We start from the raw sequence: 18,520 nt of genomic DNA, 5'->3' as shown, positions 1-18,520 counted from the left end.
GCATAACCGGGCTTGATCAACCAACCGCTACCGGCTAGTCGGGCATCTTCAGCTCTTCGGGCGAAACGATAATGCCGTTGTTGTCGGCATAAACGTATTCACCAGGGCGGAAAGTCACTCCACAAAAGGTCACCGGTACATTGAGGTCGCCTATTCCGCGCTTGTCGGTTTTCATGGGATGGGTGGCCAGCGCCTGGACGCCCAATTCCGTTTGCGCAATCACGTCGACATCACGGATGCAACCATAGATCACCAGCCCCTCCCATCCATTGCGCGCTGCTTTCTCAGCAAGCATGTCCCCGAGCAATGCACGACGCAGCGAGCCGCCACCGTCTACCACCAGCACCTTGCCTGCGCCGTTTACATCTACCTGCTCCTTGACCAATGAATTGTCTTCGAAGCATTTGATCGTGACGATCTGACCACCGAAGGAGTCGCGACCACCAAAATTGCTGAACATCGGCTCCACCACCTGGACCAACTCAGGGTAGGCATCGCATAGATCAGGCGTGATGTATTGCATGGTAAATCTCCTCAAACATGAAACGCGTCAGGCTCGGTCGCCAACATGCTTCAAAGATAAGCAATTTGCCTACCCGCACTGGTTTCCAGCCTCAATGGCTATAGCAGCATTAGCGGAAGCGGCATGCGTCGCGACAGAGATAATGGCATTGGCAGATAGCCCCGCTTTTGCTCAACGCAAAAAAGGGCGGAAACCGCCCTTTTTGCCGTGCTGTGCTTATTTGATCTCGGCGTCAGCCAGGAAGAACCAGGTATCGAGCACCGAGTCGGGGTTCAGCGATACGCTCTCAATACCCTGCTCCATCAGCCACTTGGCCAGGTCCGGGTGATCGGAAGGCCCCTGACCACAAATGCCAATGTACTTGCCCGCTTTGTTACAGGCTTCGATCGCATTCGCCAGCAGCTTCTTGACTGCAGGGTTACGCTCATCGAACAGGTGGGCAATGATGCCGGAGTCACGATCCAGACCAAGCGTTAGCTGGGTCATGTCGTTCGAGCCAATGGAGAAGCCATCAAAGAACTCGAGAAACTCATCGGCCAACAAGGCGTTGGAAGGCAGCTCGCACATCATGATGATGCGCAGGCCGTTCTCGCCACGCTTGAGTCCGAACTGACCGAGAATATCGATAACCTGCGAGGCTTCGCCCAGGGTGCGCACGAACGGCACCATCAGCTCGACATTGGTCAGCCCCATCACGTCGCGAACCTTGCGCATGGCACGGCACTCGAGCTCGAAGCAGTCGCGGAAGGATTCGCTGATGTAACGCGATGCGCCGCGGAAGCCGAGCATCGGGTTCTCTTCTTCCGGCTCGTAGAGCTTGCCTCCGATCAGGTTGGCGTATTCGTTGGACTTGAAGTCAGACAGCCGCACGATGACCTTTTTCGGCCAGAATGCCGCAGCCAGTGTACTGACACCTTCAACCAACTTCTCGACGTAGAAGTCGACCGGGTCGCCGTAGCCGGCAATACGTTTTTCGACACTGCTCTTCACGTCGGCCGGCAGGCCATCGAAATTGAGTAGCGCCTTGGGGTGAACACCAATCATACGGTTGATGATGAATTCGAGACGCGCCAGACCGACGCCTTCGTTGGGTAGCTGGGCAAAATCGAAAGCGCGGTCCGGGTTACCGACGTTCATCATGATCTTGAACGGCAGTTCTGGCATCGCATCGATAGAGTTCTGGCGGATATCGAAGCCCAGTTCGCCCTCGAAAATCAGACCGGTATCGCCCTCGGCACAGGTGACCGTGACGCGCTGGCCATCCTGCAGCAACTCGGTGGCATTACCGCAACCAACAACGGCGGGAATACCCAGCTCGCGAGCAATGATGGCTGCGTGACAGGTACGACCACCACGGTTAGTTACGATGGCGCTGGCGCGCTTCATCACAGGTTCCCAATCTGGATCGGTCATGTCGGAAACCAGCACGTCGCCCGGCTGAACCTTGTCCATCTCGGAGACGTCGTGAATGATCTTGACCGGACCGGCGCCGATGCGCTGACCAATAGCACGGCCTTCGACCAGTACTTTTCCTTTCTCCTTCAGCAGGTAGCGCTCCATGACGTTCCCGCTGCTGCGGCTCTTGACCGTTTCCGGGCGAGCCTGGACGATGTACAGCTGATTGTCATCGCCGTCTTTGGCCCACTCAATGTCCATCGGACGGCCATAGTGCTTCTCGATGGTCATCGCCTGATGGGCGAGATTGGTCACTTCCTCATCGGTCAGGCAGAAGCGCATACGCTCAGCCTGATCAACCTCGACGGTTTTGACCGACTTGCCGGCGCTGGCCTCTTCGCCATACACCATCTTGATCGCCTTGCTGCCCAGATTGCGACGCAAAATGGCAGGACGGCCCGCTTCGAGGGTGTGTTTGTGTACGTAGAACTCGTCTGGGTTGACGGCACCCTGTACGACAGTTTCGCCGAGGCCATAGGCACCCGTGATAAACACGACGTCACGAAAGCCTGATTCGGTGTCCAGGGTAAACATCACGCCAGCCGTGCCGGTCTCGGACCGCACCATGCGCTGAACACCTGCGGACAGCGCAACCAGCTTGTGGTCGAAGCCCTGGTGGACGCGGTAGGCAATCGCACGGTCGTTGAAGAGGGATGCGAAGACTTCCTTGGCGGCACGAATCACGTTATCCACGCCGCGTATATTCAGGAAGGTTTCCTGCTGGCCCGCGAATGAGGCGTCCGGCAGGTCTTCAGCCGTCGCCGAAGAACGAACCGCGACCGCCATGTGGTCGTTGCCACCGGCCATCTCAGCGAATGCGGCACGAATGTCGGCATCGAGCTTGGGAGGGAATTCGGCTTCCATGACCCAGCCGCGAATCTGTGCGCCGGCTTTGGCAAGGGCATTGACGTCGTCCACGTCCAGCGCATCGAGAAGCGCGTGGATTTGCTCGTTGAGACCGCTGAGCTCCATGAAGTCACGGTAGGCCTGGGCGGTAGTGGCGAAACCACCAGGTACCGAAACTCCCGCACCTGCAAGGTTGCTGATCATCTCGCCGAGGGAGGCGTTCTTGCCCCCTACACGCTCAACATCATGATTGCCGAGCTTATCGAGGGAAACTACGTACTCTACCAAGGTGATCTCTCCACGTTGTGTTGGAAACTCGGTTCGTGCCCATCCGCGGCACGGTGGCCTGGCCCTGCAAAATAAGTAACAATGCCAGCCAATCGAGGCTCGGCGAAGGGGCCTACTATAGCTGAGAACCGTTCTTGACTTAAGGTCCCATGCGCAATGAAACGAACTGCATTTTTCATATCCGACGGTACCGGGATTACAGCCGAAACGCTCGGCCAAAGCCTGTTGGCACAGTTCGAAACCATCACGTTTACCAAGCTCACACGGCCATATATCGATACGGCTGAAAAAGCGCGAGCAATGGTACAGCAAATCAATAAAGCGGCGGAAAGCGACGGCGCGCGGCCGATCATATTCGATACGCTGGTAAACCAGGAAATCCGCGACATCCTGGCTGAGTCCAATGGCTTCATGATCGACATCTTTTCTTCCTTCCTTGCCCCGCTGGAACATGAACTGATGTCACGTTCTTCCTATTCTGTCGGCAAATCCCATTCGATCAGCCATAACGCCAACTACATGGAGCGAATTGACGCCGTCAACTTCGCCCTGGACAACGATGACGGTGCCCGCACGCACTACTACGACAAGGCGGATCTGATTTTGGTCGGCGTCTCCAGGTGCGGCAAAACGCCCACCTGCTTGTACATGGCGATGCAGTACGGCATCCGGGCCGCCAACTACCCGCTGACCGAAGACGACATGGAGCGACTGCAACTTCCGAGCGCGCTCAAGACTCACCGCGACAAACTGTTCGGCCTGACCATCGACCCGGACCGCTTGACCGCCATTCGCAACGAGCGCAAACCCAACAGCCGATATGCCAGCTACGCCCAATGCGAGTTTGAAGTTCGCGAGGTAGAGAACCTCTTCCGCCGCGAAAACATCAACTACATCAACTCCACGCATTTCTCCGTAGAAGAGATATCCGCCAAAATCCTCGTGGAAAAAGGCGTAGAGCGTCGACTCAAATAAGCGCCGTTCTGCTAGACAACAAAAAGCCCGCTTAGTGCGGACTTTTTGTTTTTCGTGCTCAACAAATTTGAGTTTTGCCAACGCCGAGTTGCGTCATTATGTCGGCAACGACTTAGAACGCGTCGCCAGGAACGCGCACCCAGCCCTCCATAAGAACCCTGGCGCTCCGACTCATGATCGCCTTGGTTACTGACCATTTTCCTTCAGCCTGTTCCGCCTCGGCGCCGACGCGAAGCGTGCCGGAAGGATGTCCAAAGCGCACTGCCGTCAGCTCGCCGCCACCGGCAGCCAGGTTAACGAGAGTACCGGGCACCGCCGCAGCCGCACCGATAGCAACCGCACAGGTCCCCATCATGGCGTGGTGCAACTTGCCCATGGACAATGCGCGCACCAGCAGATCAACATCGCCTGCTTCGATGATCTTGCCGGATGACGCTCGATAGGTTTTCGGCCCCGAGACAAACGCAACCTTTGGCGTGTGCTGACGGGTCAAGGCCTCTTCCGCCGTCCTGATCAACCCCATACGCAACGCACCAGCAACTCGAATCGCTTCGAACCGCGCCAACGCCTCGAGAGTGCCATTGATGTCTTCCCGCAGTTCGGTGCCCTGGTAACCGATATCCTGGGCATCGACGAAAACCGTTGGGATACCCGCACTGATCATGGTCGCCTTGAGCGTACCGATGCCGGGAACCTCAAGATCATCGACCAGGTTGCCGGTTGGGAACATCGAACCGCCCTCCTCGCCGTCGTCGGACGGATCGAGGAATTCCAGCACGATCTCGGCAGCCGGGAAGGTCACGCCGTCCAGTTCGAAATCGCCGGTCTCCTGCACCTGGCCGTTGATGACCGGCACGTGGGCGATGATGGTCTTGCCAATGTTGGCCTGCCAGATCCGCACCACGCAGGTGCCGTTCTGCGGAATACGCTCGACGTCCACCAGGCCGGCATGCAGCGCGAACGCACCGGCGCCGGTTGAAAGGTTGCCGCAGTTGCCGCTCCAGTCGACGAAGGGCTTATCGATCGACACCTGACCATAGAGGTACTCGACGTCGTGATCAGGCCGGCTGCTCTTCGACAGGATGACGCATTTGCTGGTACTGGAGGTCGCACCGCCCATGCCGTCGATATGCGCCGAGTAAGGATCGGGGCTGCCGATAACACGCATGAACAGCCTGTCGCGCGCAGCGCCAGGTACTTGGCAGCTTTCCGGCAAATCTTGCAGGCGGAAGAACACGCCTTTGCTGGTGCCGCCACGCATGTAGGTTGCGGGAATCTTGATCTGGGATTGTTGCGCCATGGGTGAGTCCTGGCTGGAAAATGAATGGACGGTCGGGTGGATCAGGCTCGGCCGGCCCACCGGGACCGGCACGGTGGGTGGGTGGAAGCAGGCCATCCACCCGACGGGTTCACGCAGTGGTTGACGCGAGGAAGTCCTGAGCGAAACGCTGCAGCACGCCACCCGCCTGGTAGACGCCCACCTCGGCCGCGGTGTCGAGGCGGCAGATGACCGGCACGCGAGTTTCTTCACCATTGTTGTGGTGAATGACCAGAGTCAGGTCGCAGCGCGGCGACAGTTCGCCTTCGATGTCGTATGTTTCGGTGCCATCGAGGCCAAGGGTCAAGCGGGTAGTACCCGGCTTGAACTCGACCGGCAATACGCCCATGCCGACCAGGTTGGTGCGATGAATACGCTCGAAGCCTTCGGCCACGATCACCTCGACACCGGCTAGTCGCACGCCCTTGGCCGCCCAGTCACGCGAACTGCCCTGACCGTAGTCGGCACCAGCGACGATGATCAGGTTTTGCTTGCGGTTCATGTAGGTTTCGATGGCTTCCCACATGCGCATCACCTTACCTTCGGGCTCGACGCGGGCGAGCGAGCCCTTCTGCACCTTGCCGTCGACCACAGCCATCTCGTTGACCAGCTGCGGGTTGGCGAACGTTGCCCGCTGTGCAGTCAGGTGGTCGCCGCGGTGGGTGGCGTAGGAGTTGAAGTCCTCCTCCGGCAGGCCCATCTTCGCCAGATACTCACCGGCTGCTGAGTCCAGCAGGATGGCATTCGATGGCGACAGGTGATCAGTAGTGATGTTATCCGGCAGGATCGCCAGCGGACGCATGCTTTTCAGCGTGCGTTCACCAGCCAGCGCACCTTCCCAATACGGGGGACGGCGGATGTAAGTAGATGTCGGCCGCCAGTCGTAGAGCGGGCTTTCAGCTTCCTCGATGGTGCCGAGGTCGAACATCGGGATGTAGATTTGACGGAACTGCTCGGGCTTCACCGACGCAGCAACAATGGCGTCGATTTCCTCGTCAGATGGCCAGAGGTCCTTGAGCGTGACCGGATTGCCATGCTGATCGGTGCCAAGCACGTCCTGTTCAATGTCGAAGCGCACAGTGCCTGCGATGGCATAGGCGACTACCAAGGGTGGCGACGCCAGGAACGCCTGCTTGGCGTACGGGTGGATGCGACCATCGAAGTTACGGTTGCCTGAAAGTACGGCCGTGGCGTACAGATCACGGTCGATGATTTCCTTATGGATCTTTGGATCCAGCGCACCGGACATGCCATTACAGGTCGTACAGGCGTAGGCGACGATGCCGAAACCGAGCTTTTCCAGTTCAGTCAGAAGGCCGGCGTCTTCCAGGTACAGCTTGGCGACCTTGGAACCTGGAGCGAATGAAGTCTTGACCCAGGATTTGCGCACCAGACCCAACTCGTTGGCCTTCTTCGCCAGCAGGCCGGCCGCGACCACGTTGCGCGGGTTGGAAGTGTTGGTGCAGCTGGTGATGGCCGCGATGATCACTGCCCCGTCCGGCAGCAACCCTTCAGCCTCTTCGGCCCGCGCCGCAGCCAGCATATCTTCGTCAGCAATGCCGCGCTCGTGCAGCGCCGAGGTCGGCAGACGCTTGTGCGGGTTGGACGGGCCAGCCATGTTGCGCACTACACTGGACAGGTCAAACTCCAATACGCGCTCGTACTCGGCCCCTTCCAGCGCCGTCGCCCACAAGCCGGTTTCCTTGGCGTACTGCTCGACCAGCGCGACCTGCTCCGGCTCGCGGCCAGTCAGTTTGAGGTAATCGATAGTCTGTTGGTCGATGTAGAACATCGAAGCCGTTGCGCCATATTCCGGACACATATTGGAGATCGTCGCGCGGTCGCCAATCGTCAAGCTGTCAGCGCCTTCACCGAAGAATTCTACCCAGGCCCCGACCACGCGCTCCTTACGCAGGAACTCGGTGATCGCCAGTACGATGTCGGTGGCGGTGATACCCGGCTGGCGCTTGCCAGTGAGCTGAACGCCGACGATGTCGGGCAGGCGCATCATCGACGGCAGGCCGAGCATCACGGTTTCGGCTTCCAGACCGCCGACGCCAATGGCGATCACACCCAGCGCATCGACGTGCGGCGTATGCGAGTCGGTGCCGACGCAGGTATCCGGGAAGGCCACGCCACCGCGCGCCTGAATCACCGGCGACATCTTCTCCAGGTTGATCTGGTGCATGATGCCGTTGCCGGCCGGGATCACGTCGACGTTCTTGAACGCGGTCTTGGTCCACTCGATGAAGTGGAAGCGGTCCTCGTTGCGGCGCTCCTCAACGGCACGGTTCTTCTCGAACGCATCCGGATCGAAGCCTGCAAATTCGACCGCCAGGGAGTGGTCGACGATTAGCTGAGTCGGAACAACCGGGTTGACCTTCGCCGGGTCGCCGCCCTGCTCCGCGATCGCGTCACGCAAGCCGGCGAGATCGACCAGCGCGGTCTGGCCGAGGATGTCATGGCAGACGACGCGCGCCGGATACCATGGAAAGTCGAGGTCGCGCTTGCGTTCAATGATCTGCTTCAGCGAGTCGGTCAGCGCTTCGGGCTCACAGCGACGCACCAGCTGTTCGGCCAGGACGCGGGAGGTGTAGGGCAGCTTGCCGTAGGCACCCGGCTGAATGGCCTCGATAGCCTCGCGGGTGTCGAAGTAGTCAAGCCCAGTGCCTGGCAAAGGTTTGCGGTGTTCTGTATTCATGCCGGAAGGACCATCCAATAAATTCGTAGGGCAAGGCGAGGGAGCGCCGACCGTCGGAGCCCCCCTGACGATCAACGCTCAGCGAGCGGGACGACCTTGCGCTGTTCTGGGCCGACATAATCGGCACTCGGCCGAATGATGCGGTTGTTGGCCCGCTGTTCGATTACATGGGACGCCCAGCCAGTGACACGCGAGCAAACGAAGATCGGCGTGAACAACTTGGTTGGGATACCCATGAAGTGATAGGCAGAGGCGTGGTAGAAATCGGCGTTGGGGAACAGTTTCTTCTGCGCCCACATGGTTTCGTCGACAGCGACCGACACCGGATAGAGCACGGTGTCGCCGACTTCGTCAGCGAGCTTCTTCGCCCACACCTTGATGACTTCGTTGCGTGGATCGGACTCCTTATAGATCGCGTGACCGAAACCCATAATCTTGTCTTTGCGCTCGAGCATGCCGAGGATGCCCTGAACCGCTTCTTCCGGGGATTTCCACTGCTGGATCATATCCATGGCCGCTTCGTTAGCACCGCCATGCAGCGGACCGCGCAGCGAACCGATCGCGCCGGTGACGCAGGAATACATATCCGACAGAGTCGAAGCACAGACGCGCGCAGTGAAGGTCGAAGCGTTGAACTCGTGCTCGGCGTACAGGATCAGCGACACGTTCATCACCTTGACGTGCAACTCGCTCGGCTTCTTGCCATGTAACAAGGCCAGGAAATGCCCACCCAGGGTGTCCTCATCGCTGCTGCATTCGATCCGCGCCTGTTCGTGAGTGAAGCGGTACCAGTAGCACATGATCGCCGGGAAAGCCGCCATCAAACGTTCGGCCACATCCCGCTGCTGCTCGAAGGAGTGCTCGGGCTCTAGCGTGCCGAGCATGGAAGCGCCGGTCCGCATCACGTCCATCGGGTGAGCGTCGGCAGGGATTCGCTCCAGCACTTCCTTCAGGGCGGCAGGCAGATCCCGCATCGTCTTGAGTCGCGCCTTGTATTCACTCAGCTGCTGTGCGGTCGGCAGCTCACCGTAGAACAGCAGATAAGCGACTTCCTCGAACTCGGCCTGTGCGGCCAGATCACGCACGTCGTAACCACGGTAGGTCAGTCCTGCACCGGTCTTGCCAACCGTGCAAAGAGCGGTCTGCCCGGCAACCTGGCCACGCAGGCCGGCGCCACTCAATACTTTTGCTTCAGCCATTGCCTTCTCCTTAATTGGATTTGTTCTGGATACTGCAAACTGCTCATCAAGCCGGACGGGGCGACTGCCCCCCGCGTTAGCTTTTCTTCTGGGCGAACAACGAATCGAGGTGCTGCTCGAACGCGTGGTAATTGATGCGATCGTAAAGCTCCATGCGGGTCTGCATGGTGTCGATTACGTTTTTCTGCGTACCGTCACGGCGCAATGCCGTATAGACGTTCTCGGCCGCCTTGTTCATCGCGCGGAACGCGGAAAGCGGGTACAGCACCAGCGAGACATCGACACTCGCGAGTTCCTCGGTGGTGTACAGAGGCGTTGCACCGAACTCAGTGATATTGGCCAGGATCGGAGCTTTCACCCGATCTGCGAACGTTTTGTACATCGCCAGTTCGGTGATGGCTTCGGGAAAGACCATGTCAGCGCCCGCCTCGATACAGGCTTGCGCACGATCAAGCGCCGATTCCAGCCCTTCTACGGCCAGCGCATCGGTACGCGCCATGATCACGAAGCTGTCGTCGGTCCGCGCGTCCACAGCCGCCTTGATCCGATCAACCATCTCCTGCTGCGAAACGATTTCCTTGTTGGGGCGGTGACCACAGCGCTTGGCGCCCACCTGGTCTTCGATATGGATAGCCGCAGCGCCGAACTTGATCATCGACTTGACCGTACGTGCCACGTTGAAGGCCGAGGAACCGAAGCCAGTATCGACATCAACCAACAGCGGCAAGTCGCAGACATCGGTGATACGGCGCACATCCGTCAGTACGTCATCAAGCCCGGTTATGCCGAGGTCAGGCAGGCCGAGCGAGCCGGCCGCCACGCCGCCACCCGATAAGTAGATCGCCTTGAAGCCAGCACGCTGGGCCAGCAGAGCGTGGTTGGCGTTGATAGCGCCGACCACCTGCAGGGGATGCTCGCTGGCCACCGCGTCACGGAAACGCTGACCTGGGGTAGGAAGTGTCATGCCTCACCTCTTGGTTGTGATGTCTGTTGCTGAGCAGCCAAATAATGCCGCTCGATATTGCGCTTGGAAGCGCAGATGTGGCGCCGCATCAGCAGCTCGGCCAGCTCGCCGTCGCGGTCGGCGATGGCGTCGAGAATCCGGTGGTGCTCGGCAAATGCCTGACGCGGGCGGTTGGGCGTTGCGGAGAACTGGATGCGGTACATACGCACCAACTGATACAGCTCCCCACACAACATCTGAGTCAGCGTGCGATTGCCGCTGCCCTGAATGATCCGATAGTGGAAGTCGAAGTCGCCTTCCTGCTGGTAATAGCCGACGCCCGCCTGGAATGCCTCGTCTCGCTCATGGGTATCCAGAACGCGCCGCAGCTCATCGATTTCCGCCTCACTCATGCGCTCGGCGGCGAGTCGGCAAGCCATGCCTTCCAAGGACTCGCGGATCTCGTATAGCTCGATCAGCTCGGCATGGTTGAGCGATACCACCCTGGCGCCAACGTGCGGCACACGGACTAGCAGCTTCTGCCCCTCGAGACGATGTATTGCTTCACGCAGCGGGCCGCGACTGATGCCATAGGTACGAGCGAGCTCAGGTTCCGATATTTTGCTGCCCGGTGCGATATCGCCTTTTACGATGGCTGCCTGAATCCGTCGGAAAACGTGCTCGGAGAGCGTACCGCTGTCCACCTGATCGGAGCGAGGGACTTCCAGCGTATCCAGCATATTGTCGACACCTCAACCTTAATAGCCATACGTTAGCCCCTGAAAACGCGGCAGGTCAATAATACAAAAGTAGATTGTCGACAATCTATTCACCTACAAGAGCTAACCACGGCACGCCTAACGCCGCAGCACGGCTTGAGCCTAGCCTCGCGATCAGCCGCCCATGCTAGAATGCGCCGCTGTATATGCCACGCCCGGCGCTCGCCTCGACGTGCTTCACTATGGCTGTTGTCCCGGCCACTTCCTCGACTCGACTACCTGGATTTATGAGCACCAAAACCCGCCTTCTATTGCTCTGTCTCGTAAGCGCTCCGTTTTGGGCACAGGCCGATGAAAAAACGATCTACGGCCTGAATGAGCACGTGGCGTTGCCCGATTTCGGTCTTGAGGTGCCAGCCAAACTAGATACAGGCGCACAGACTGCCTCGCTCAGCGCCCGCGACATCGAGCGCTTCAAGCGCAACGGAAAAAACTGGGTACGCTTCTACCTGGCTATTGATGAGGCCCATAACCGGCCAATCGAACTCCCCTTGCAGCGCATCAGCAAGATCAAACGTCGCGCTGGCGACTTCGATCCAGAGGAAGAAAAAACCTATACACCTCGCCCGGTTGTTGAACTCAATCTCTGTATGGGCAAGGCTAAGCGAAGCATTGAAGTGAACCTCACGGACCGAAGCGCATTCCAATACCCACTTCTAATCGGTTCTGAAGCGCTTGCTCGCTTCGGTGCCCTGGTCGACCCTAGCCTTAAGTACGCTGCTGGCAAGCCCGGCTGCATTATCGAATCCGAAGCTGACGAGTAACCCCATGCGCGCCCTTACACTGCACCTGAAAATATTGATTCTTTTGCTCGTCACGCTGGGCATCGCAATCACTGCCTACCAGATATTCATCTTGGGCATCCCGGTTACTGAAGATGAAACCGATGACCTTTGGAACATAGACGCCAAGGTTGAATTTCAGGCCAACCCGCGCGAGCCGGTGAAGCTGCAGATGTACGTGCCTCCGCTTAACCAGGAATTCGTCAGCCTCAACGAGAGTTTCATTTCCAACAACTATGGTGTGAGCATCAACCGCGCCGACGGCAACCGCCGGGTTACCTGGTCAGCGCGGCGCGTCAATGGCAAGCAGACGCTTTACTACCGACTGGTCCTGACCAGGCGCTACAGCGGTGAACAGACCAAGGCTACCGGCCCGATTTTCCGCGACAGCATTCCGGTTGAAGGCGCTGAAAAGATCGCCGCAGAAGCATTGCTTTCGCCGATACGCCAGCATTCGGCCGACGTTGAGACCTTCATCAGCGAAGCCATAAAGCGTGTCAACAATGCCAACGATGACAACGTCAAGCTGCTGCTTGGCGGTGACGCTTCCACGCCGAACAAGGCACGGGTGATCGAGCTGCTGCTGTCCATAGCGCACGTCCCAATGGAGCGCGTTCATACGGTTCGACTGCAGGCCGACATGGCTCAGTCCCCCGAACTCTGGCTGCGGAGCTTCAACGGCGACAAATGGCTGTATTTCAATCCGGAAACCGGCGAGCAAGGTTTGCCTGATGACCGTCTGGTCTGGTGGACCGGTAACGAGCCACTGCTGAACCTCGAAGGTGGGCGCAACCCGCAAGTTACCTTTACGCTCAACAGCAGCGAAATGAATGCCATCCGCCTGGCAAAACTGACTGACGAAAATACCGACGCCGACTTCCTCGAATATTCGCTTTACGGCCTGCCACTGCAAACTCAGCAGACCTACCAGATCATGATCATGATTCCGATCGGTGTTCTGGTCATTCTGATTCTGCGCAACCTCGGCGGTTTGCAAACACTGGGTACCTTTACGCCAGTGCTGATTGCGCTGGCCTTCCGTGAAACCCAGATCGGTTTCGGCATCATCCTGTTCACCATCATTACAGCCATGGGCCTGTCGCTGCGCTCGTATTTGGAGCATTTGAAACTTCAAATGCTGCCGCGCCTGTCCGTTGTGCTCACGTTCGTCGTGGTGCTGATCGCGGTGATCAGCCTGTTTAGCCACAAGCTCGGACTTGAGCGCGGGTTGTCCGTTTCACTGTTCCCGATGGTCATCCTGACCATGACCATCGAACGCCTCTCCATCACCTGGGAAGAACGCGGCGGCGGCCATGCATTCAAGGTTGCGGTCGGTACACTCATCGCAGCTGCGCTGGCGTTCGTTCTGATGAACATTCCGGAACTGACCTACTTCATCTTCACTTTCCCGGCGGTCCTGCTGATCATGGTCGGCTTCATGCTTGCGATGGGTCGTTATCGCGGCTACCGCCTGACCGAACTGTTTCGTTTCAAAGCCTTTTTGAAGGATTGAGCCATGTTCGGTCTAATCAAGACGTGGAAGGCCCTCGAAGCCAAAGGCATCATGGGCATCAACCGCCGCAATGCGGACTACGTGCTCAAGTACAACAAGCGCAACCTGTACCCGATCGTCGATGACAAGATCATCACCAAGGAGCGCGCAATCGAGGCTGGTATCGATGTCCCGGAAATGTACGGGATCATCGAAACCGAGCGCGATATCGAGAAGCTCAAGGATATCGTCAAGGACCATACCGACTTTGTGGTCAAGCCTGCGCAGGGTGCGGGCGGTGACGGCATTCTCGTCATAGCCGATCGTTTCGAGGGTCGTTACCGGACGGTGTCAGGAAAGATCCTTACTCACGACGAGATCGAGCATCAGATTTCCAATATCCTCACCGGGCTGTATTCGCTCGGTGGGCACCGTGACCGCGCCCTGATCGAATACCGCGTCACGCCCGACCCAATCTTCAAGAGCATCAGCTACGAAGGGGTTCCGGACATCCGCATCATTGTCCTGTTGGGCTACCCGGTAATGGCCATGCTGCGCCTGCCGACCCGACAGTCTGGCGGCAAGGCCAACCTGCACCAGGGCGCCATCGGCGTTGGAGTAGACCTGGCAACAGGGATTACGCTACGCGGCACCTGGCTGAACAATAAAATCACTAAACATCCGGACACCACCAACGCCGTGGACGGCGTACAACTGCCGAACTGGGACGGCTTCATGAAACTTGCAGCCGGCTGCTACGAGCTTTGCGGCCTTGGCTATATCGGTGTCGACATGGTGTTGGACGAGGATAAGGGGCCGCTGATTCTCGAGCTCAACGCTCGCCCCGGCCTCAACATTCAGATCGCTAACGACTGTGGCCTGACCCACCGCGCCCACGCCGTGGAAAAGCGGGTCGAGGAGCTCAAGAAGGATGGGGTGCAGGAAACCCCCGAAGAGCGAGTGCGATTCGCTCAGGAGCTGTTTGGCCACATCCCGGCTCACGACTGAGCCTGAGCCCGGCTCACTGGCCGGGCTTCCTCCGAACGAAACAGATCATGCCCCTCTGCTCGCTCCATGCCCTTCCCTATCGCCCCGATCCAGCTTTCTGGTTCGAGCGCATCCGCCATGCGCCCGGCGCAGTGCTGCTTGACTCCGGCCGGCCGGTTGCCGAACGTGGCCGATTCGACTTGCTCAGCGCATGGCCAATACAGGTTCTCGAACCTAGCGCGTCAGAAACGGGCATCGCATTTTTTTCGAGGCTGCGTGAGGCGCTCCGCTCATTAGGTGATGCCGAAGCGCCGCCGAACGCCGATGTTCCCTTTATAGGCGGCCTGCTGGGCTATCTCAGCTATGACTTCGGCTCACGATTGGAAAAGTTTTCAAATGATGCTGCCGACGACCTGGCTCTTCCCGATGCTCGGTTCGGCATCTATGCCTGGGCAGTGGTGAACGATCATCAACGTCAATCCACGCACCTGGTCTTTCACCCATCAATGGATCAGACGGAACGCGATCGCCTGACCACGCTGTTCGAAACGGATTGGCAATCTCCACCAGTAACGTTCAGCCTGTCGTCTGCCTTCACAGCCGACCTGAAACCCAGCAAGTATCAAGACGCGATCGAGCGTATCCAGCATTACATCCAAGCAGGTGACTGCTATCAGGTGAACTTCGCCCAACGCTTTCAAGCCACCTATAGTGGCGACCCATGGCGGGCGTTCCGCCTCCTACGCGACGCATGCCCGACCCCCTTCGCTGGCTTTATGGCGACCGAAGAAGGAGCCATTGTGAGCGTGTCACCTGAGCGCTTCCTGCGCGTGAGCGACAGGACAGTCGAGACCCGCCCGATCAAGGGCACTCGCCCTAGAAAGCTCGATCCTCGAAGCGATCAGGCACAAGCCGACGCGCTGATGGCCAGCACAAAGGACCGGGCAGAGAATCTGATGATTGTCGACCTGCTTCGCAACGACCTGGGCCGCAGCTGCGAAATCGGAAGTATCCGCGTGCCGGAGCTGTTTTCCCTGGAAACCTACCCCAATGTGCATCACTTGGTTAGCAGCGTCAGCGGGCGACTTGCAACGGGCAAGGATGCGCTCGATCTGCTCACCGGCGCCTTTCCCGGCGGATCGATTACAGGCGCACCGAAGATCCGCGCGATGGAGATCATTGGAGAGCTAGAGCCGACTCGCCGCGCCATTTACTGTGGCTCGCTACTTTACCTGGATGTGCGTGGCGAAATGGATAGCTCTATTGCGATCCGCACCCTGCTGTTCCGAAAAGAAGACGTCTACTGCTGGGGCGGCGGGGGCATCGTGGCAGATTCAGCCTGGCAGGCTGAGTATCAGGAAACCCTGGATAAGGTGAGCGTGTTGCTGGGAACGCTGGAGACAACGCTAGAAGCATAAGGCTCCACGGCGGCTGGGCATGCTGCCGTGGAGCCATTTTTTTTACAGCGTCAGCTTGCGGCTAGATGCCTTGATGAATTCTTGCTTGAGCGCATCGAAGGTATGCACCGCGGGAAACTGAGGGAACTCTCGGATGACGTTGTCCGGCGCATGGAAGAGGATGCCGGCATGCGCCTCGGAGAGCATGGTGGTGTCGTTGTACGAGTCGCCTGCTGCGATGATGCGGTAGTAGAGGCTCTTCAGCGCGACCACAGACTGTCGCTTGGGATCTTTCTGGCGCAGCTGATAGTCCACGACGCGATCCGAGTCGTCGGTGATCAGACGATGACAGAGCAGCGTAGGGAAACCCAGCTGACGCATCAGTGGCTGCGAGAACTCGTAAAAGGTATCGGACAGAATTACCACCTGGAAACGCTCTCGCAGCCAGTCCACGAAATCGACGGCACCATCGAGCGGCTTCAACGTGGCGATGACTTTCTGAATGTCTGAGAGCTTCAGATTGTGCTCGTCCAGAATCCTCAGTCGCTGTTTCATCAGCACGTCGTAATCAGGAATGTCGCGCGTGGTCGCCCGCAGCGATTCGATTCCGGTGGCCTCGGCGAAGGCAATCCAGATTTCCGGAACCAAAACACCTTCCAGGTCGAGACAGGCTATTTCCACGGGCGCGCTCCTTACAGCAGAAAAATTGAAGCGGCACTCTAACGGCATGGACCCAGCGAAGCAACGCGTCGCTTATTCCACAAATAGCGGTATGTAGACCTGAAACGTTATTTAGCGTCATAACAACTGTTTGTTAACATCGTCGCCAGCAGAGCGCGCCAAGCGCCAACCAAGGAAGCCGCCTGATGAGCCAACCCATTGATGTAGCCGCGCTGGCAGCCTCCTATGCCGGCAAATCCCCGCAGGACATTCTCAAACTTGCCTTTGACCTTTTCGGTGATGATCTGTGGATCTCGTTCAGCGGGGCTGAGGACGTCGTGCTGATCGACATGGCCTGGAAGCTGAACAAGAGCGTGAAAGTGTTCAGCCTCGATACCGGACGACTGCACAGCGAGACCTATCGCTTCATCGAGCAGGTTCGCGAGCACTACGGTATTCCCATCGAAATCATGACGCCCGATCCGGCACTGCTACAGCCTATGGTCAACGAAAAGGGGCTGTTCAGTTTCTACCGCGACGGCCATGGCGAGTGCTGCGGAATTCGCAAGATCGAACCCCTGCGTCGCAAGTTATCAGGCGTTCGCGCTTGGGCAACAGGCCAGCGCCGCGATCAGAGCCCGGGTACGCGCAGCCAGGTTTCGGTGCTCGAGATTGACAGCGCGTTTTCCACACCCAGCCACAGCCTGTACAAGTTCAACCCGCTTGCGCAGATGTCCAGCGAAGAAGTGTGGGGCTACATCCGCATGCTCGAGCTGCCATATAACAGCCTGCACGAGCGCGGGTTTATCAGCATTGGTTGCGAGCCGTGCACACGTCCGGTGCTGCCCAATCAGCACGAACGTGAGGGACGCTGGTGGTGGGAAGAGTCGACCCAGAAGGAATGCGGTTTACACGCTGGCAACCTGATCGCTAAAAGCTAACGACCGACGCTAGCCTTTCTCGATGAAGGGGCTTACGAATGGCCCCTTGTCGCGGCTTGGCACCGAATGTTCCCGTTTCGCCCGCTCCCTGCCTCTTGTCGAGATGGGCCTAAAAGGTTGGCAGGTCGACGTTCATGAACAGTTCATCCAGCTCGACCTTATTTTTGCAATGCACGGCTTTCTCGAGCATTTCGCGATCGAGATGCGGCGCAAAAGTTTCAATGAAGTCGCACATGAAACCGCGCAGAAATGTGCCGCGACGGAATCCGATTTTGGTCACGCTTGGTTCGAACAGCTCGCTCGCATCGAGCACAACCAGGTCCGGGTCGAGCTTTGCATCGACGGCCATGCGCGCAACGATCCCGACACCCAATCCGAGGCGCACATAGGTCTTGATGACGTCGGCATCAGCGGCGGTAAAGACCACCTTCGGTGACAGCCCCCTGTGGCTGAAGGCCTCGTCCAACTTGGACCGTCCGGTGAAACCGAACACGTAGGTCACGATTGGATGCTCGGCCAAGGCTTCCAGCGTAAGCTTCTCCAGTTTTGCCAGCGGATGCCCCTGCGGCACGACGACGCAACGGTTCCAGCGATAGCACGGCATCATGACCAGGTCGCCGAACAGTTCTAGCCCCTCGGTAGCAATAGCGAAATCGACGGTTCCATCTGCGGCCATTTCTGCAATCTGCATTGGGGTGCCTTGGTGCATATGCAGCGAAACGTCCGGGTATTGCTTGATGAATGCACTGATCACGGGCGGCAGTGCGTAACGCGCTTGCGTATGGGTGGTCGCGATGCTCAGCGTGCCGCGCTTCTCGTTGGAGAACTCCTGGGCGATCTGTTTGATGCTTTCGCATTTGCGAAGGATCTCTCCAGCGGTGGTGATGATCCGCTCACCAGCTGGCGTAACCCTGGTCAGATGCTTTCCGCTGCGCGCGAAAACCTCTACGCCCAACTCATCTTCGAGCAAACGAATCTGTTTGCTGATACCAGGCTGCGAGGTGAACAGGCTTTGCGCTGTTGCCGAGACATTGAGGTCATGATGCGCCACCTCCCAGATGTAACGCAGTTGCTGAAGCTTCATAGAGATCCCTCAAAGGCCAATGGCGCCCGGACGCCACCCATATTTTTATAACTTTAAGCACCAGAACGGCGGAATTCTAGGCCATTTCCGTATGAGTCGCCTGCAGATATCGAGCCATAGACTGCTTCCGCCCTTCGCCAAGGCAGAGCG

15 protein-coding genes are annotated in these 18,520 nt (G+C 58.3%); 6 read left to right on the top strand and 9 right to left on the bottom strand.

What is annotated here, in order from left to right; all coding sequences use genetic code 11:
* Nucleotides 1-34: 34 nt before the first annotated feature.
* Both rraA and ppsA read right to left on the bottom strand, forming a co-directional pair.
* The gene (gene rraA, locus ACQKIK_RS14740; RefSeq protein ID WP_128121186.1) at nt 35-523 is read right to left on the bottom strand and encodes a ribonuclease E activity regulator RraA; all 489 of its coding nucleotides are present in this window, start codon (nt 521-523) and stop codon (nt 35-37) included.
* A 216-nt stretch (nt 524-739) separates the two neighbouring features.
* Nucleotides 740-3,112 carry a phosphoenolpyruvate synthase gene (ppsA, locus tag ACQKIK_RS14735; protein ID WP_045426461.1) on the bottom strand — a complete coding sequence of 791 codons (2,373 nt, stop codon included), beginning with the start codon at nt 3,110-3,112 and terminating at the stop codon, nt 740-742.
* Nucleotides 3,113-3,268: 156 nt separating this feature from the next.
* Here ppsA and ppsR point away from each other — a divergent pair, with 156 nt between their 5' ends.
* Complete coding sequence (gene ppsR, locus ACQKIK_RS14730) at nt 3,269-4,087, top strand: posphoenolpyruvate synthetase regulatory kinase/phosphorylase PpsR (protein ID WP_045426458.1); 819 nt, start codon at nt 3,269-3,271, stop codon at nt 4,085-4,087.
* Between the two features lie 112 nt (nt 4,088-4,199).
* Here ppsR and prpF read toward each other — a convergent pair whose 3' ends face one another.
* The 5 genes from prpF to ACQKIK_RS14705 all read right to left on the bottom strand — a co-directional run bounded on the left by prpF (nt 4,200) and on the right by ACQKIK_RS14705 (nt 10,988).
* The gene (gene prpF / locus ACQKIK_RS14725; protein ID WP_499136481.1) at nt 4,200-5,387 is read right to left on the bottom strand and encodes a 2-methylaconitate cis-trans isomerase PrpF; all 1,188 of its coding nucleotides are present in this window, start codon (nt 5,385-5,387) and stop codon (nt 4,200-4,202) included.
* Nucleotides 5,388-5,496: 109 nt separating this feature from the next.
* Complete coding sequence (acnD, locus tag ACQKIK_RS14720; protein ID WP_499136480.1) at nt 5,497-8,106, bottom strand: Fe/S-dependent 2-methylisocitrate dehydratase AcnD; 2,610 nt, start codon at nt 8,104-8,106, stop codon at nt 5,497-5,499.
* A 71-nt stretch (nt 8,107-8,177) separates the two neighbouring features.
* Nucleotides 8,178-9,305 carry a bifunctional 2-methylcitrate synthase/citrate synthase gene (gene prpC / locus ACQKIK_RS14715; RefSeq protein ID WP_499136479.1) on the bottom strand — a complete coding sequence of 376 codons (1,128 nt, stop codon included), beginning with the start codon at nt 9,303-9,305 and terminating at the stop codon, nt 8,178-8,180.
* Nucleotides 9,306-9,381: 76 nt separating this feature from the next.
* Nucleotides 9,382-10,269 carry a methylisocitrate lyase gene (gene prpB, locus ACQKIK_RS14710; protein WP_045426448.1) on the bottom strand — a complete coding sequence of 296 codons (888 nt, stop codon included), beginning with the start codon at nt 10,267-10,269 and terminating at the stop codon, nt 9,382-9,384.
* On the bottom strand, nt 10,266-10,988 hold the full coding sequence (locus ACQKIK_RS14705; RefSeq protein ID WP_045426446.1) for a GntR family transcriptional regulator: 723 nt from the start codon (nt 10,986-10,988) through the stop codon (nt 10,266-10,268). The genes prpB and ACQKIK_RS14705 overlap by 4 nt, the downstream gene beginning before the upstream one ends.
* A gap of 266 nt (nt 10,989-11,254) precedes the next feature.
* Here ACQKIK_RS14705 and rloA point away from each other — a divergent pair, with 266 nt between their 5' ends.
* The 4 genes from rloA to pabB are packed head-to-tail and all read left to right on the top strand — an operon-like array spanning nt 11,255 to nt 15,706.
* Nucleotides 11,255-11,791: a retropepsin-like aspartic peptidase RloA gene (gene rloA, locus ACQKIK_RS14700; RefSeq protein ID WP_499136477.1), complete on the top strand. Its 537-nt coding sequence runs from the start codon at nt 11,255-11,257 to the stop codon at nt 11,789-11,791.
* A 4-nt stretch (nt 11,792-11,795) separates the two neighbouring features.
* The gene (rloB, locus tag ACQKIK_RS14695; RefSeq protein ID WP_045426443.1) at nt 11,796-13,322 is read left to right on the top strand and encodes an osmotic stress tolerance membrane protein RloB; all 1,527 of its coding nucleotides are present in this window, start codon (nt 11,796-11,798) and stop codon (nt 13,320-13,322) included.
* 3 nt (nt 13,323-13,325) lie between these two features.
* Nucleotides 13,326-14,309 carry an alpha-L-glutamate ligase-like protein gene (locus tag ACQKIK_RS14690; protein ID WP_046163606.1) on the top strand — a complete coding sequence of 328 codons (984 nt, stop codon included), beginning with the start codon at nt 13,326-13,328 and terminating at the stop codon, nt 14,307-14,309.
* 47 nt (nt 14,310-14,356) lie between these two features.
* The gene (gene pabB / locus ACQKIK_RS14685; protein ID WP_499136475.1) at nt 14,357-15,706 is read left to right on the top strand and encodes an aminodeoxychorismate synthase component I; all 1,350 of its coding nucleotides are present in this window, start codon (nt 14,357-14,359) and stop codon (nt 15,704-15,706) included.
* A gap of 42 nt (nt 15,707-15,748) precedes the next feature.
* Here pabB and thrH read toward each other — a convergent pair whose 3' ends face one another.
* Complete coding sequence (thrH, locus tag ACQKIK_RS14680) at nt 15,749-16,366, bottom strand: bifunctional phosphoserine phosphatase/homoserine phosphotransferase ThrH (protein ID WP_499136474.1); 618 nt, start codon at nt 16,364-16,366, stop codon at nt 15,749-15,751.
* A 185-nt stretch (nt 16,367-16,551) separates the two neighbouring features.
* Between thrH and ACQKIK_RS14675 the strand changes: the two genes are divergently transcribed.
* Nucleotides 16,552-17,286 (top strand): phosphoadenylyl-sulfate reductase, encoded by a 735-nt coding sequence (locus tag ACQKIK_RS14675; protein WP_499136472.1) that lies wholly within the window; start codon nt 16,552-16,554, stop codon nt 17,284-17,286.
* A 109-nt stretch (nt 17,287-17,395) separates the two neighbouring features.
* Here the strand turns inward: ACQKIK_RS14675 and cysB are convergent, their stop codons facing one another.
* Nucleotides 17,396-18,370 carry an HTH-type transcriptional regulator CysB gene (gene cysB, locus ACQKIK_RS14670; RefSeq protein ID WP_064482502.1) on the bottom strand — a complete coding sequence of 325 codons (975 nt, stop codon included), beginning with the start codon at nt 18,368-18,370 and terminating at the stop codon, nt 17,396-17,398.
* Between the last annotated feature and the right edge of the window lie 150 nt (nt 18,371-18,520).

The sequence above is a fragment of the Pseudomonas sp. NPDC047961 genome (genome assembly GCF_050272435.1).
GTDB lineage: Bacteria > Pseudomonadota > Gammaproteobacteria > Pseudomonadales > Pseudomonadaceae > Stutzerimonas.
The sequence above is the reverse complement of the archived record's forward strand: the minus strand, read 5'-3'. Positions and strand labels throughout refer to the sequence as shown.